A 13,791-nucleotide genomic window follows, 5' to 3' on the forward strand; every position below is an offset into this window, starting at 1 on the left:
AACAGGGGGGCGCGGGGAGGCGGGCGTCAGAGGGCGCCCCGCCCCTCCCAGTAGGGCGCGCGAAGGTCGCGCTTGAGGATCTTGCCGGCCGAGCTCAGGGGCAGCGGCTCGGTCCGGATCTGCACCTCGCGGGGGCACTTGTAGGGGGCGAGGCGCGCCCGGCAGAAGTCGATCACCGCCTGCGGGTCGACCGTGGCGCCCGCGCGCGGCACCACCAGCGCCAGCACCGTCTCGCCCCACTGCGGATGCGGGATGCCGATGACGGCGCATTCGGCGACGCCGGGGACCTCGGCGATGACGTTCTCGACCTCGATGGCGAAGACGTTCTCGCCGCCGGTCTTGATCATGTCCTTCAGCCGGCCGGCGAGGAACAGGAACCCCTCCTCGTCCAGCCAGCCGAGATCGCCCGAGTGCATCCAGCCGTCGCGCAGGGCGGCCGCGGTCTCCTCCGGCCGGTTCCAGTAGCCCTGCATGACGTTGGGCCCGCGGATCGCGATCTCGCCGACCTCGCCCGGCTCGGCGCGGGATCCGTCCTCGCGCCGCACCTCGACCTCGCACAGCAGGCCCGCCTGCCCGCAGGAGCGGCGCTTGGCGGCGTTGGGCCCTTCGGTCACGGCGTATTTGCCGGGCAGCATGGTGGCGATCGAGGCGACCTCGGTCATGCCGTAGCCATGGATGAACCGGGCGTTGGGCAGCAGGGTCAGGGCGCGGCGCAGGGTCTCGTCCTCGATCGGGCTGGCGCCGTAGAGGACCTTGCGCAGGCTGGTCAGGTCCCGGGTCTGCGCGTCGGGGTGGTCGAGCAGCATCTTGATCATCGTCGGCACGAACTGCGCGTTGGTCACGCGGCAGGTCTCGATCTGGGCGAGGCAGGCGGCGGCGTCGAAGCGCGGCACGTAGGCGTGCGCGCCGCCCATCATGGTGATCGCGAAGGTCGAGGTGCCGTCGGCCAGGTGGAACATCGGGGCCGAGTGCAGGTAGATCGAGTCCTCGGTGAACTGCAGCGAGGCCATGGCGTTGATCGCGTTGGCGCAGATGTTGTCGTGGCTCAGCATCACCCCTTTCGAGGCGCTGGTGGTCCCCGCGGTGTAGTAGAGCCCGGCGAGGTCCTCGCCGCCCCGCTCCGCGTCCGGGATCGGCTCGGCCCGGGTCGCGAGATCCTCGTAGGGGACGAGGTCGGGGGCGCCGTCTCCGCCCCCGCCGATCAGCACGGTGCGGGCCCAGGCGGCGGGGCGCGGGGTCATCGCGCGGGCCAGCGCCAGGCCCTCGGCGTCGGCGATCAGCACGCCCACGCCCGCGTCCTCCATCAGGAAGGCGAGCTCGCGCGGGGTCAGGCGCCAGTTCATCGGCACCGCCGCCGCCCCGCACCAGGGCAGCGCGAAGAGGCATTCGAGGTAGAATTCGGAGTTGAAGGCGAGGATCCCGACCCGGTCCCCCGGCGCGACGCCCATCGCGCGCAGCCCGCCGGCGAGGCGCGCGACCCGCTCGATCGCCTCGCGATAGGTCCGCCGCCCCTCGGCCGAGACGCGGATCGCCCCCTGCGGATTGGTGGCCGCAGCCCGTTTCAGGCCATGCGTCAACTGCATGGTCGCTCCTCCCGAAAGACCTTCGCCCCGGGCTCTGCGGCCCGTTCGCGCCATGCCTGCGGCATGGGCCTTCGCGACATAGCAGTTTCACCTAGCAAAACACAAGCGTCGCATAGGCGCGAAGGAGGACGCCCCGCGCGCCGCGGCGCGCAAGGGCGCGCCCGGCGGGCAGGTCGCGGGCGGCCGGCGCCGGCGCGCGGACGGGAGCTGTCCGGAAAAGGGGGGAGCGCCCCGGCCCTCGGGCCGGGGGCGGCAAGCTGCGGCCCTGCGGGGCCGGGGCCGGGGGCTGGAGGCTGCGGTCCCGCGGGGCCGGGGGTCAGCCGTTGGGGCGGACGCGGGCGGCGGTCTTGTTGGCGAAGGCCTCCAGCCGCGCCCGGGCGGCGGGCTGGGTGTTGACCACGCCGGCGACCACCGCCTCGGCATAGGCGGCGTCCATCCCGGACATGTTGTTGAGGTGGCTGATCGCCGAGCAGATCGCGAAGTTGGTCAGCGGCAGGTTGGCGGCGATCTTCTCGGCCAGCTCCAGCGCCTTGTCGAAGCTCGACCCCTCGACGAGATACTGCGCCAGGCCGAGGTCGACCGCCTCCTGCCCCTGGTAGACGCGGCCGGTCAGGATCATGTCGATCATCCGCGCCTTGCCCACCAGGTCCGAGACCCGGATCGTCGCGCCGCCTCCGGTGAAGATGCCCCGCTGGCCCTCGGGCAGGGCGAAGTAGGTGGTGGCGTCCATCACCCGGATATGGGCGGCGCTGGCGAGCTCCAGCCCGCCCCCGACCACCGCGCCCTTCAGCGCCGCGATCACCGGCACGCCGCCGTATTCCATCTTGTTGAACGCCTCGTGCCAGCGCAGGCAGACGTGCATGAACTCGTCGGGGCTGCGGTCGGCCTTCCAGTGCTCGACCAGGTCGAGGCCGGCGCAGAAATGGTCGCCGGCGCCCGCCAGCACCACCGCCCGCACGCCGATGCGCCGGGCGGACGTGAAGAAGGCGATCAGCTCCTCGATGGTGGCGACGTCGAGCGCGTTGCGCTTCTCGGGCCGGTCGAGGGTGACGACGGCGACGCCGTCGCCATGCTCGCGGATGGAGAGGTTGGCGTAGGCCAGGTCTTTGGGGTCGAGGGCCATGGTCCGGTCCTTGGCTGGGATGTCCGCGCGACGGCGGCCGAGGCCTCGTCGGCGCGGGATGGACCCGGCCGGCCGCGCCGCCCTATTGTCTGTTCGCGCCATCTAGCCGGCCCTGCGCGCCCTGAAAATCTCCGCTCAGGACAGGATCCTGTCATAAAGCGACAAACCGGAGCCCCGCCCCATGCCCCCCGCCGCGCCGCCCGACATCCCCACCGTGTCGCGGGCCTTCGTCGAGGACTGGCTCGACGCCCTGCGCGGGACCTGCCCGCCGGAGCGGATGGCGGGGTTCCTGCGCCGCTCGGGCATCGGGACGGCGCCGGGGCGGCGGGTGACGCTGGACGAGATCGTGCGCCTCTACCAGATCGCCGCGGTGGAGACCGGGGACGAGATGATGGGCCTGTGGAGCCGCCCGATCCGCGCCCGCGCCCTCCAGCACCTGCTGACCACGGTGCGCGAGGCCTCGAGCCTGCCCTCGGCCCTGCACCGGTTCTCGACCTTCTGGAACCTGCTGCTGGACGACTGGCGGCTGGAGGTGGCGACCGAGCCCCGCGCCCTGCGCCTCGCGCTGCACCCGCGGGGCGCGGCGCGCGTCCAGCGCTTCGGGCACATGCTGATGCTGAAGCTGGCGCACGGGCTGCTGTCGTGGCTGGCGGGGCGCGAGGTTCCGGTGGCGGGCGTGGCCTTCGCCTTCCCGCGCCCGCCTTTCGCCGCCGACTACCCGGTGCTGTTCCCCGCCCCGGCGGCCTTCGGGGCCCCGCGCTCGGCGATCGTCTTCGACCCGGCCGCGCTGGGCCCGCCGGTGGCGCGCGGCGGCGGGGAGCTGGCGGCCTTCCTCGCGCGGGCCCCGCGCGACTGGCTGTTCACCGGCTACCGCGAGCACAGCCTGGCGCTGCGGATCCGCGAGCTGCTGCACCGCGCCGACTGGGCGGAGGGGCGGCTGGCGCAGGTCGCCGACGCGCTGGGCATGACGCCCCGCACGCTGATGCGGCGGCTGGAGGCGGAGGAGACCTCGTTCCAGGCGATCAAGGACGGGCTGCGGCGCGACATCGCCATCCGCCGGCTGCGCGACGGGCGCGGCAGCATCGAGGAGATCTCGCAGGACCTCGGCTTCTCCTCGGCGGCCAACTTCCACCGCGCCTTCCGGCGCTGGACCGGCGGCGCGCCGAGCCTCTATCGCCGCGGCGGCCCCTGACCCGCCGGGGCGCGCCGGCGGGTCGGGGGCGGACGCCCGAGCGGGCGCGTCAGGCCCGCGAGACGGCGCCGCGCTCGATCAGCAGGGTCTCGTCGGCCACGTCGTCGAGCAGCTTGGGCGAGCTCTCGGTGACCAGCACCGCGATCTCGGGCCGGTGGTCGCGCAGGCGCGCCAGCGTGCGGGCGTAGTCGAGCGCCAGCGCGGGGGCGAGGCCCTGGAAGGGCTCGTCGAGGAACAGCACCCGGTCGGCCACCATCAGCGCGCGGCCCAGCGCCACCATCTTGCCCTGCCCGCCCGAGACGCCGCCGCCGGGACGGTCCTTGAGCTGCGCGAGCTGGGGGAGGAAGGCGTAGACCTCCTCCAGCCTGCGCTTGCGCTCGGCCGCCGGGAGGTCCAGCGCCAGCGCGGGCAGGAGGATGTTGTCCTCGATGGAGAAGCCCGCGATCAGGCGGCGGTCTTCGGGGGCGTAGCCGATGCCGAGGCGGGCGCGCTCGTGGGAGGGGAGATCCTGGATCTCCCGCCCGTCCAGCGTGACCTTGCCGCCCTCGCGCGGCAGCAGGCCCATGATGGCGCGGAGCGTCGTGGTCTTGCCCGCGCCGTTGCGCCCGATCAGGACCGAGCGGACGCCGGCCTTCAGCTCGAAGCCGAGGGAACGCAGGACCTTCACGCCCGCGATCTCGACCGACAGGTTTTCGACGACCAGCATCTCAGGCCCCCACCACGCTTTTCAGGACCCGGGGGTCCTTCATCACCTCGGAGGGCTTGCCCTCGGCCATCACCGAGCCGCTGTCCCAGACCACCACGCGGTCGGCGTAGGTCTCGACGATCTCCATGTCATGCTCGACGAAGAGGGCGGTGACGCCTTGCGCGCGCATCGCGGTCATCAGCGTGTCCATCAGCGGGAAGCGCTCCAGCGCCGAGACGCCCGAGGTCGGCTCGTCCAGCAGCAGCAGGCGGGGCTTGAGGGCCATCGCCACCGTCACGTCGGCCAGTTTGCGCAGGCCCTCCGGCAGGGCGCCGGCCATGGCGTTCGCGTGGTCCGCGAGCTTCAGCAGGTCCAGCAGCGCCATCGCCTCGGCCCGGTAGTCGGGGCGGTCGAGGGGGGCGAAGGCCTGCCAGATGCCGCGATGGGCGGCGAGCGCCAGCATCACGTTCTCGATCACCGTGTGCTCGGTGAACAGCTGCGGGATCTGGAAGGCGCGGGCGATGCCCTTGCGCGCGATCCGGCGCGGGGCCATGGCGGTGATCGGCTTGCCGTCGAGCCAGACCTCGCCCGAGACCGGCCGCACGTAGCCGGTGCACAGGTTGAGGAAGGTGGTCTTGCCCGACCCGTTGGGGCCGATGATGGCGACGAACTCGCCCTCGTCGATCGAGAGGTTGACCCCGTCGGCCGCCTTCACGCCGCCGAAGGCGACCTCCAGGTTCTCGGCTTTCAGAAGCGCGGTCACAGCTCGGTCTCCCCGCGATGGTCCTTCACGCCGGCGGCGGATTCGATCAGGCCGAAGAGGCCGCGCGGAAGGAAGAAGATCACCGCCAGCAGGGCGACGCCGACGATCAGGTTCCAGGCCTCGGCCGCGTAGCCGACGGCGACGGTGTGGATCAGCTCGAGGAAGATCGAGCCGACGAACGGCCCGGCGATGCCGGCGATGCCGCCGAGAACCGCGGTGAGGACCAGGTGGCCGCTCTCGGTCCAGAAGGCGTATTCGGGCAGGACGTGGCCGATGGCGACGGCCGCGATGGCGCCGCCGATGCCGGCGAGCGCCGCCGAGATCGTGTAGGCCGCCAGCAGCGTCGACCAGGCGGAGACGCCCAGGTATTCCAGCCGCACCTCGTTGGTGTGCACGGCCGCCAGCGCCTGGCCCAGCGGGCTCTTGAGATAGCGATGCACCAGCCAGCCGACGACGGCGAGCAGGACCAGAGAGATGTAGTAGAGCGCCTGGTCGAACTGCGCCTTCTCAAGGCTCATGCCCATCAGGGTCGGGACGTCGATGCGCAGCCCGTCAGTGCCCCCGGTGATCGAGTAGAGCTTGGAGGCCAGCGCATAGGCGACCATCGAGACGGCGAGGTTGAGCATGGCGAAGAAGATCGCCCGGTAGCGCACGAGGAAGGCGCCGACCAGCAGCCCCGCCAGCGCCGAGACGGCGACGGCGAAGGGCAGCAGCAGCAGGAAGTCGTTGATCCCCACGGCCTGGGCGAGGAAGGCGGCCGCATAGGCGCCCACCGCGAAGAACATCGCGTGGCCGAGCGAGATCAGGCCCGCCCGCAGCAGCAGCGCCACGCCCAGCGCGGCGAAGCCCTTGGCCACCGCCACCGTCAGGACGAACTGCAGGTAGGGGGCGGCGAGCGGGGCAAGCGCGAGCAGCGCGAGGCCCGCGGCGAGGATGAGGGGAAGCGCGCGCATCAGATCCTCCGCGTCGCGCCCGCGCCGAACAGCCCGTAGGGACGGACCAGCAGCACGGCGAGCATGACAAGGTAAGGCGCAACCGCGTCGAGCGCGGGCGCGTAGTAGATCGCCAGAACCTTGGCGACCGCGACGATGACCGAGGCGACGGCGGCGCCCTCGACCTGGCCCAGGCCGCCGATGGCGGCGACGGCGAAGGCGAGCACCATGGTGTCGGCGCCCAGCCCCGGCGCCACGCCGGTCGTGGGGGTGGCCATGGCGCCGCCGAGGGCCGCCAGCAGCACGCCCAGGGTGAAGGCGATCATGAACATCTTGTTGGTGTCGATGCCCATGGCCTGGCTGACCTCGCGGTCGGCCACGACGGCCGCCAGCAGCTTTCCGGTGCGGGAGCGGCGGATGAACAGGCGCAGGCCGATCAGGACGGCGACGGCGAGGCCGATCAGGGCGAGCTGGTAGTTGAGATAGACGATGCCGCCGATCTCGGAGATGCCCAGCAGCGCCATCGGCGTGTCGGCGTAGATCGACTGCACGCCGAAGACCATGCGCTGCAGATCCTCGAGGATCAGGAACAGGCCGAAGGTGACGAGGACCTGCACGGCCTCGGACTTGCCGTAGGTCCAGCGGATCAGGGTGCGCTCGATCACCGGGCCGAAGAGCAGCGCCGTGAAGGCGGCCGAGAGCACCAGCGCGGGGAAGGTCAGCCAGGCGGGCAGGCCCGCGGCGACGATCCACAGGCCGACCGAGGCCGCCACGTAGGCGCCGATGGAATAGAGCGAGCCGTGGGCGACGTTGAGGATGCGCAGCACGCTGAACACCAGCGTCAGGCCGACGGCCACGAAGAAGATCAGCGCCGCGTTGGCGAGCGCGTCCACGAAGAGGGGTATGAGCGTCTGAAGCATGGGGCTCGTCGGTCTGGCGCCGCCGCCGGGGGCGAGGAGGGGGCGGGGGTGGAGAGAGCGGGGCGCGGCGGGCCCCCGGCTCGGGCGGCCCTTGCGTCCGCTGCGCGGCCGCATCGCCCCGCCCGGCCGTCCCCCTCGCGGGGACCCCTGGCGGGCGGGACGGCGAAGACGCAGGGCCCGGGGCGCGCCGGCACGCGCGCCCCGGGCGCGTCTTACTCGTAGGAGCCGGGCTTGGGCATCGCGGCCAGGAACTCCGGCGTCAGGGAGCCGATCCAGGCGATGGGATCCTCGCCCAGCGGGGGCAGCATGGTCTCGCCGTCGTAGCGGGCCATGTCGGTCATCACCAGCTTGCCGTCGACCTTCGCCACCGTGCCGACCAGCTGGTCGACGACGCCGTCGTTATCCTCGCGGAAGGTCATCTCGCCGGTCATGGTGGTGGTCGACATCCCCTCCATCGCCGCGGCGAGCTGCTCCTTGGAGGGCCACTCGACGTTGTTGTCGGCGATCGCCTTCTCGTAGGCGGCCTTCATCACCAGGAAGGCGTTGGCCATCTTCACCGAGGGGAACACCGGGTCGGCGTCGAACTTGGCGCGGTAGGCCTCGGCGAAGGGGGCGGCGAGGCCGATCTCCTGCGCGTCCGGCGACATCCAGTAGCCGTCGCCCAGCACGCCGACGATCGAGCCCTCGGGCACGTCCACGCTCTGCAGCGCCGACTCGCCCAGCGCGAAGACGCCGACCGAGGTGCGGAACAGCCCGCGCGGCGCGGCCTGGCGGATGAAGTTCTCCAGATCCCCGCCCCACATGTTGGAGAAGATCACGTCCGGACGCGCGGCCGAGAGGCGCGAGATCTCGGTCTGGAAGGTCGAGGAGCCCAGCTTGGGGAACAGCTCGGCCACGATCTCGACCTCGGGCTTCACCGCCTTGAGGGTCGCCTTGACGATCTCGGCGGCGTCATGGCCGAAGGAATAGTCGGGGTTGATGATCGCCACGCGGCTGACGTCCGGGTTCTTGTCCAGGAAGTAGAGCGCGTAGGCCATGAACTCGGCGATGGTGTTGCCGTTCGGGCGGTAGAAGAACTGGTAGTCGTTCCCGAGATACAGCTGGTGCGTATCGCAATTCCAGCCGATCGTGGGCATGTTGAGCTGGTCGGCGATGGGGGCCAGCGCCAGGCAGTTGCCCGACGACAGGGCCGCGATCATGAAGCCGTAGGCCGGGTCCTCGGACAGGCGGCGGTATTCGGAGATCACGCCCTCGGCGCCCTGCGCCTCGTCGACGTAGGTGGCCGAGACGGGCACGCCCGCGACGCCGCCCTCGGCGTTGATCATGTCGATCATCACCTCGGCGCCCTGGCGGCCGGGCATGCCGTAGGCGGCCGGGCCGCCGGACATGAAGGTGAAGACGCCGAGGTTCAGCGACTCGGGCTTGTCCTCGGCCGCGGCGGCGCCGGCGGCGAGCAGGGCGGCGGCGGCCGCGATCGGTCTCATGAAGGAAGTCTTGCGCATTCTCTCACCCCTGTCGGCGCCGATCCGGCGCGTCGCTTCGATTGCCGACGTCCCCGGCGCCTCGGCCCCGCATCTCCCCGGCGTGCGTCCCGGGTTCGGATCTGGGCGGCCCTTTAAAACGTCTTGTGATATTTCACATAGTGTTTATAGAATCGCCGCTGTCAAGACGCATCACGGGCGACCGGCGACGACAATGCCGCTTGCGGCGGCGCCCCGGGCGCCGGCGCCGCGGGATTGGGCGACCGCCGCCGATCCGCGCCCCCGCCGACAGGAAGGACCCCCATGGGCTGCACGCTTCGAATCACCTCCCGCGACGGCGAGCGCACGCTCGACTTCGCGCCCTCCGCCCTGGTGATCGCGGGCTGGGCCGGCCGCGACCGGGAGGCCATGGAGCATCACATCGCCGAACTGGAGGCGCTGGGCGTGCCCCGGCCGAAGGAGACGCCGACCTTCTACCGCGTCTCCGCCGCCCGCCTGACCACGGCGCCCACGATGGAGGCCATCGGCGAGGCGTCCTCAGGCGAGGTCGAGCCCGCGATCTTCGCCCATGGCGGCGCGCTCTACGTCGGCGTCGGCTCGGACCACACCGACCGCGAGGCGGAGACCCACGGCGTCGCGCTGTCCAAGCAGATGTGCGACAAGCCGGTGGCGTCCGAGGTCTGGCCCTTCGAGGAGGTCGCCGACCACTGGGACAGCCTGATCCTGCGCTCCTGGATCGTGGAGAACGGGGAGAAGGTCCTCTACCAGCAGGGTCCGATGACCGGCCTGCTGGATCCGCGCGACACCATCGCCCGCTTCGCCGGCGACGCCGGCCTGCCGGACGGGACCGCGATGCTGTGCGGCACCATGCCGGCCATCGGCGGCATCCGCCCCTCGGGAACCTTCGTCGCCGAGATCGAGGACCCCGTGCTTTCCCGCAGGATCACGTTCCAATATGAGATCGTGACCTTGCCCATCGCCGGTTGAATCAATTTCGTGCAGATTTCCTGAATGGCCACGCCTCCCTCCGACCCCGCGCCCGAGATCCTCGACGCCCCCGCGCCTGCGGGAGGCAAGCGGGTGTCGCTGCGCGACCGGGCCTATGCCGAGATCAAGCGCCGGATCGTGACGACCGAGCTCAAGCCCGGCGAGGCGGTGACGGTCACCGACCTCGCCGACGCGCTGGGCTTCGGCCGCACGCCGGTGATGCAGGCCGTGGACCGGCTGATGATCGACGGGCTGGTCGAGGTGATGCCCCGCAAGGGGGTGGTGGTCAGCCCGGTGTCGCTCGACGAGCTGGTGGAGATCATCGAGATCCGCCTGCTCAACGAGGGCCAGGCGGCGCGCTGGGCGGCCGAGCGGGCCTCGGGCGCGCTGATCGAGGAGATGCGGGCGAACCTGGAGGGGCTGAAGGCCGCCACCGGGGCCCGCGACCTGGAAAAGCTGATCGAGCTCGACCGGGCATTCCACCGGCTGATCACGCAGGCGGCCGGGAACTCGATCCTGGCGGAGATCCTGGGCAACCTGCACGACCGCTCCTCGCGGTTCTGGGCGATGTCGCTGAACGTGCCGCGCCATGACGCGCGGGTGATCGAGCAGCACGCGGCGATCATCGACGCCATCGCCGCCCACGACCCCGACCGGGCCGAGGCGGCGGTGCGCGACCACGCCGCCGCCTTCCAGCAGAACCTGGTCAGCCAAGTGCTGCGGCCCCGCTCCTGAGCCGCCGCGCTTCCGCAAGGGCTTCGCTCGGCCTCCGCCCCCGGGCGCCCCGGGCTTGACCCGGGGCCTCTCCCACGCCTGCAACCTGCGCAAGCGGCGGGCGTCGAGAGGCCCCGGGTCGAGCCCGGGGCGCCCTCTTGTCCGGCCGGACGCCTCAGCCGGCCAGCGTCGCCTCGACTGCGCGGGCGACGGCCAGCAGCCGCCGGTCGCCCATCGTCGGCCCCATCAGCATCAGCCCCACCGGCAGCCCTGCGGCCGGCAGCGGGACCGAGATCGCGCAGCGGTCCAGGAAGTTGCCCACCGTCGGGTTGCGCAGCGCCAGCAGGTTGGCCGAGCCGTAATAGGCCTCGTCCCTGTCCAGCTCGGCGATCAACGGCGCCTCCATGGGCGTGGTGGGCATCAGCACCGCGTCGAAGGGGGCGGTGGCGGCGTCGGCCGTGGCGATGATCTCGGCGCGGGTCGCCAGCAGAGCCTCGTATTCGCCGGGCTCCAGGCTCTCGCCCTTGAGGATGCGGATGCTGACGCGGGGGTCGTAGCCCTCGCGCCGGCGGTCCAGCAGCTCGCGGTGGATGGCCAGCGCCTCGGCGGCGACGATGCCGCCGCGGGCGTTCAGACCCGGCAGGCGGTCGAGATCCGGCAGGCTCAGCGAGGTCAGGCTCGCCCCCGCCGCCTCCAGCGCCTTCAGCCCGGCCTGATACGCCGCCGAGACATGGGGGGTCATGTCGCCGGTCACGTAGTTCTCCAGCACCGCGAAGCGCAGGCCCGACAGGGCCGGCACGTCCGCCGCGCCGTCCAGAGCCTCGCCCGCCAGCACCGCATCCGCCAGCGCGCAGTCCTCGACGGTCCGCGCGATGGGGCCGATGGAATCCAGCGTCTGCGACAGCGGGAAGGCGCCCGCCGTGGGGACCCGCCGGGCGGTCGGCTTGAACCCGACCAGCCCGTTCCAGGCCGCCGGGATCCGGCAGGAGCCGCCGGTGTCGGTCCCCAGGCCCATCGCGGCCATGCCCTCGGCCACCGACACAGCGGCCCCCGAAGACGAGCCGCCCGGCGCGTGCCGCCGGTCAGGCCCGCTGCCGGGCGTGCCGTAGTGCGGGTTCAGGCCCAGGCCGGAATAGGCGAACTCGGTCATGTTGGTATGGCCCATGACCACCATGCCCGCCTCGCGCAGCCGCGCCACCGCGGGCGCATCCTCACGCGCGGCGGGGGCGTCGGCCAGCACCTTGGAGCCGGCCGTCGTGACCTTGCCTTGCAGGTCGAACAGCGCCTTGATCGACACCGGAACGCCCGCGAGCGGCGAAGGCGCCTGCCCCGCCGCCCGCAGCGCGTCCATCCGCTCGGCCGTCGCGACCGACCGCTCGGGGTCGATCATGGTGAAGACCCGGTCGCCCTGCCCCTCGGGGTCGAGGATCCGGTCGAGCGCCTCGCGGACGAGGGCGACCGAGCTGGTCTCCCCCGCCTCGAGCGCGCGCGAGAGCTCGGCGAGCGTCTTCATTTGCTCTCGTCGTAGTAGTGCAGCTCCAGCAGCACGCAGCCGCCCACGGACTTGAACGGGCCATGCACCGCCCCCGGCGGGCGGCAGGCGTAGGTGTGGGGCTGGAAGCTCTCGCCGCCCTCGCCGTTCTCGTCGTTGCCGACGGTCAGGTCGCCTTCGACGAGATAGACCTCCTCCCAGTAGTCGTGGACGAAGGGCTTCGTCGTGTAGCAGCCCGGCTCGAAGCGCAGCAGGCGGGTGCGGAAGCCGGTCTTGTTCTCCTCGTCGAGCAGGCCCGAGAGGATCTTCTGCTGGATCTCCTTGGGGTAGCCCGGGGGCGAGGCCCAGCCGTCGGTTCCCATGTCGATCGGGTAGAACTCGTCGTGCGTCTTGGGGATGGCCATCATCTCAGGTCCTCACTCGGCGGCGGTCTTGATCTGGGCGAGCTCGTCGTCCAGCGAATAGGAGTCCAGCATCCGGTCCACCAGGCCCGTGCAGCGGTCCCAGTCGAAGGTGCGGAAGGCGTGGCCCTTGGTCACGAAGGTCGCGCCGGCGTAGAACATCTCGTACTGCGTGTGGCGCGAGGCGAACTCGGAGCCCACGGCGTCCCAGGCCAGCTTGAAGAACTTCACGCGGCCCTCCGAGGAGGTCGTCGGCGACTGCTGGGTCTTGCCGATCAGGGCCCGCAGCTCGGGGTTCGCGAAATCGGCGATGGACGAGGGCAGCATGATCAGCCCGCCGCCGGCGAGATCCCGCAGGGTGCCGATGACGCCGTTGTACATCTGCTGGGTCAGCACCTGCGCGGTGTAGAGCGTGTTGCGGTCGGGGATGAAATATTCGCCCCGCTGCGACCCCTTGGCCTCCATCGCGTGGACCAGCGCATCGACCATGCCGCACTGGGCGGCGAGCTGGCCCAGGGTCTCGCGCACCTGGGGGAAGGCGATGACGCCGTTGGTCTCGGCGGTCTTGCGGGCGATGCCCAGCAGGAAGCGCATCTTCACCATCAGGCGGATCTGCGCCTGGTAGTTCTGGTAGACATGCGCCGGGGTCGCGTGGAACTGCTTGCCGACCATGGCGGTGTCGCGGTCCACGAACACCCGGTCCCACGGCACCTTCACGTCGTCGAAGTAGAGCACCGCGTCGTTTTCGTCGAAACGGCTCGCCAGCGGGTTGTCGAAGGTCGAGGTCGCCGAGGCCTCGTAGCTCTTCCGCGACAGGATCTTCAGGCCCTTGGCGTTCATCGGGATCGCGAAGGAGACGGCGTAGGGCTCCTCGCCCTCGCGCATCGGCTGGATGCAGGTGACGAAGACCTCGTTGGCGAGGATCCCCCCGGTGGCGAGCATCTTGGCGCCACGGATGGTCAGCCCTTCCGCGTCCTCGTCCACCACGCCGGCGGTCAGGAACGGGTCCGCCTGCTGATCGGCGGTCTTGGAGCGGTCGGCCTGCGGGTTGATGATCACGTAGGTGAGGTAGAGCTCGTTGTCGCGGGCGTAGCGGTAGTAGCCCTCCAGCGCCTTGGCCCGCTCGGGGTTGTAGTCCTCGAACACCTCGCGGCCCATGTAGAGGCCGGCGATGCACGACGCCACGTGGTCGGGCGCGCGGCCCATGAAGCCGCCGTGCAGCTCGGTCCAGGCCTCCAGCGCCTTCCGGCGCTCGACGAGATCCGCGTAGGATTTCGGAAGCTGCCAGATGCGGTTCGCCCGCGCGGTCCCGTCGCCGCCCTCGGCTTCGGGGATGACGTAGGTCATCAGCTCGCGCTGCTCGGGCGCGCTCTGGAAATCGTAGATCGCGGCCATCGAGCCGATGGCGTTGCGGAAGGCGGGGTGTTTCGTGACGTCGCCGGCCTCGGCGCCGTCGATGAACACCTGCCGGCCGTCCTGCAGGCTGCGGATGTGCTGTTCGCCGGTCTTGAGCATGGG

Annotated in this window: 13 protein-coding genes; 3 read left to right on the forward strand and 10 right to left on the reverse strand. The window is 71.5% G+C overall.

Going from position 1 to position 13,791, the window contains the following annotated elements; genetic code table 11:
• Positions 1 to 26 precede the first annotated feature (26 nt).
• Together BM064_RS09295 and dmdD are read right to left on the reverse strand one after the other, a co-directional pair.
• Positions 27 to 1,583 carry an acyl-CoA synthetase gene (locus BM064_RS09295; RefSeq protein ID WP_092859490.1) on the reverse strand — a complete coding sequence of 519 codons (1,557 nt, stop codon included), beginning with the start codon at positions 1,581 to 1,583 and terminating at the stop codon, positions 27 to 29.
• A gap of 316 nt (positions 1,584 to 1,899) precedes the next feature.
• Entirely contained in the window at positions 1,900 to 2,706 is an 807-nt protein-coding gene (gene dmdD / locus BM064_RS09300) for a methylthioacryloyl-CoA hydratase (RefSeq protein ID WP_092859491.1), read from the reverse strand.
• Positions 2,707 to 2,887: 181 nt separating this feature from the next.
• Between dmdD and BM064_RS09305 the strand changes: the two genes are divergently transcribed.
• Positions 2,888 to 3,898 carry an AraC family transcriptional regulator gene (locus BM064_RS09305; protein ID WP_092859492.1) on the forward strand — a complete coding sequence of 337 codons (1,011 nt, stop codon included), beginning with the start codon at positions 2,888 to 2,890 and terminating at the stop codon, positions 3,896 to 3,898.
• Positions 3,899 to 3,947: 49 nt separating this feature from the next.
• Here BM064_RS09305 and BM064_RS09310 read toward each other — a convergent pair whose 3' ends face one another.
• From BM064_RS09310 to BM064_RS09330, 5 genes are all read right to left on the reverse strand, one after another.
• Positions 3,948 to 4,604 (reverse strand): ATP-binding cassette domain-containing protein, encoded by a 657-nt coding sequence (locus tag BM064_RS09310; protein ID WP_092859493.1) that lies wholly within the window; start codon positions 4,602 to 4,604, stop codon positions 3,948 to 3,950.
• Position 4,605: 1 nt separating this feature from the next.
• Positions 4,606 to 5,346, reverse strand: coding sequence for an ABC transporter ATP-binding protein (locus BM064_RS09315; RefSeq protein ID WP_092859494.1), 741 nt, complete (start codon positions 5,344 to 5,346; stop codon positions 4,606 to 4,608).
• Positions 5,343 to 6,299 carry a branched-chain amino acid ABC transporter permease gene (locus BM064_RS09320; RefSeq protein ID WP_092859495.1) on the reverse strand — a complete coding sequence of 319 codons (957 nt, stop codon included), beginning with the start codon at positions 6,297 to 6,299 and terminating at the stop codon, positions 5,343 to 5,345. Before BM064_RS09320 ends, BM064_RS09315 begins: the two co-directional genes overlap by 4 nt.
• Positions 6,299 to 7,198, reverse strand: a complete 900-nt coding sequence (locus BM064_RS09325; RefSeq protein WP_092859496.1) for a branched-chain amino acid ABC transporter permease — start codon at positions 7,196 to 7,198, stop codon at positions 6,299 to 6,301. Before BM064_RS09325 ends, BM064_RS09320 begins: the two co-directional genes overlap by 1 nt.
• Positions 7,199 to 7,410: 212 nt before the next feature.
• Positions 7,411 to 8,682, reverse strand: a complete 1,272-nt coding sequence (locus tag BM064_RS09330) for an ABC transporter substrate-binding protein (RefSeq protein WP_092859830.1) — start codon at positions 8,680 to 8,682, stop codon at positions 7,411 to 7,413.
• A 300-nt stretch (positions 8,683 to 8,982) separates the two neighbouring features.
• On the opposite strand from BM064_RS09330, the gene BM064_RS09335 reads away from it, so the two are divergent.
• Both BM064_RS09335 and BM064_RS09340 read left to right on the forward strand, forming a co-directional pair.
• Positions 8,983 to 9,666, forward strand: a complete 684-nt coding sequence (locus BM064_RS09335) for a DUF2848 domain-containing protein (protein WP_092859497.1) — start codon at positions 8,983 to 8,985, stop codon at positions 9,664 to 9,666.
• Positions 9,667 to 9,690: 24 nt separating this feature from the next.
• Complete coding sequence (locus BM064_RS09340; protein WP_092859498.1) at positions 9,691 to 10,401, forward strand: GntR family transcriptional regulator; 711 nt, start codon at positions 9,691 to 9,693, stop codon at positions 10,399 to 10,401.
• Between the two features lie 154 nt (positions 10,402 to 10,555).
• On the opposite strand, the gene BM064_RS09345 is transcribed toward BM064_RS09340, so the two are convergent.
• Genes BM064_RS09345 through BM064_RS09355 form a run of 3 tightly spaced genes read right to left on the reverse strand, consistent with a single transcriptional unit; the run spans position 10,556 to position 13,788 of the window.
• On the reverse strand, positions 10,556 to 11,893 hold the full coding sequence (locus BM064_RS09345) for an amidase (RefSeq protein WP_092859499.1): 1,338 nt from the start codon (positions 11,891 to 11,893) through the stop codon (positions 10,556 to 10,558).
• Positions 11,890 to 12,276 carry a cupin domain-containing protein gene (locus BM064_RS09350; RefSeq protein ID WP_092859831.1) on the reverse strand — a complete coding sequence of 129 codons (387 nt, stop codon included), beginning with the start codon at positions 12,274 to 12,276 and terminating at the stop codon, positions 11,890 to 11,892. Before BM064_RS09350 ends, BM064_RS09345 begins: the two co-directional genes overlap by 4 nt.
• Positions 12,277 to 12,288: 12 nt before the next feature.
• Complete coding sequence (locus BM064_RS09355; protein ID WP_092859500.1) at positions 12,289 to 13,788, reverse strand: 4-hydroxyphenylacetate 3-hydroxylase family protein; 1,500 nt, start codon at positions 13,786 to 13,788, stop codon at positions 12,289 to 12,291.
• Between the last annotated feature and the right edge of the window lie 3 nt (positions 13,789 to 13,791).

Origin of the sequence: Albimonas pacifica (genome assembly GCF_900113695.1) — a bacterium.
Taxonomy (GTDB): domain Bacteria; phylum Pseudomonadota; class Alphaproteobacteria; order Rhodobacterales; family Rhodobacteraceae; genus Albimonas; species Albimonas pacifica.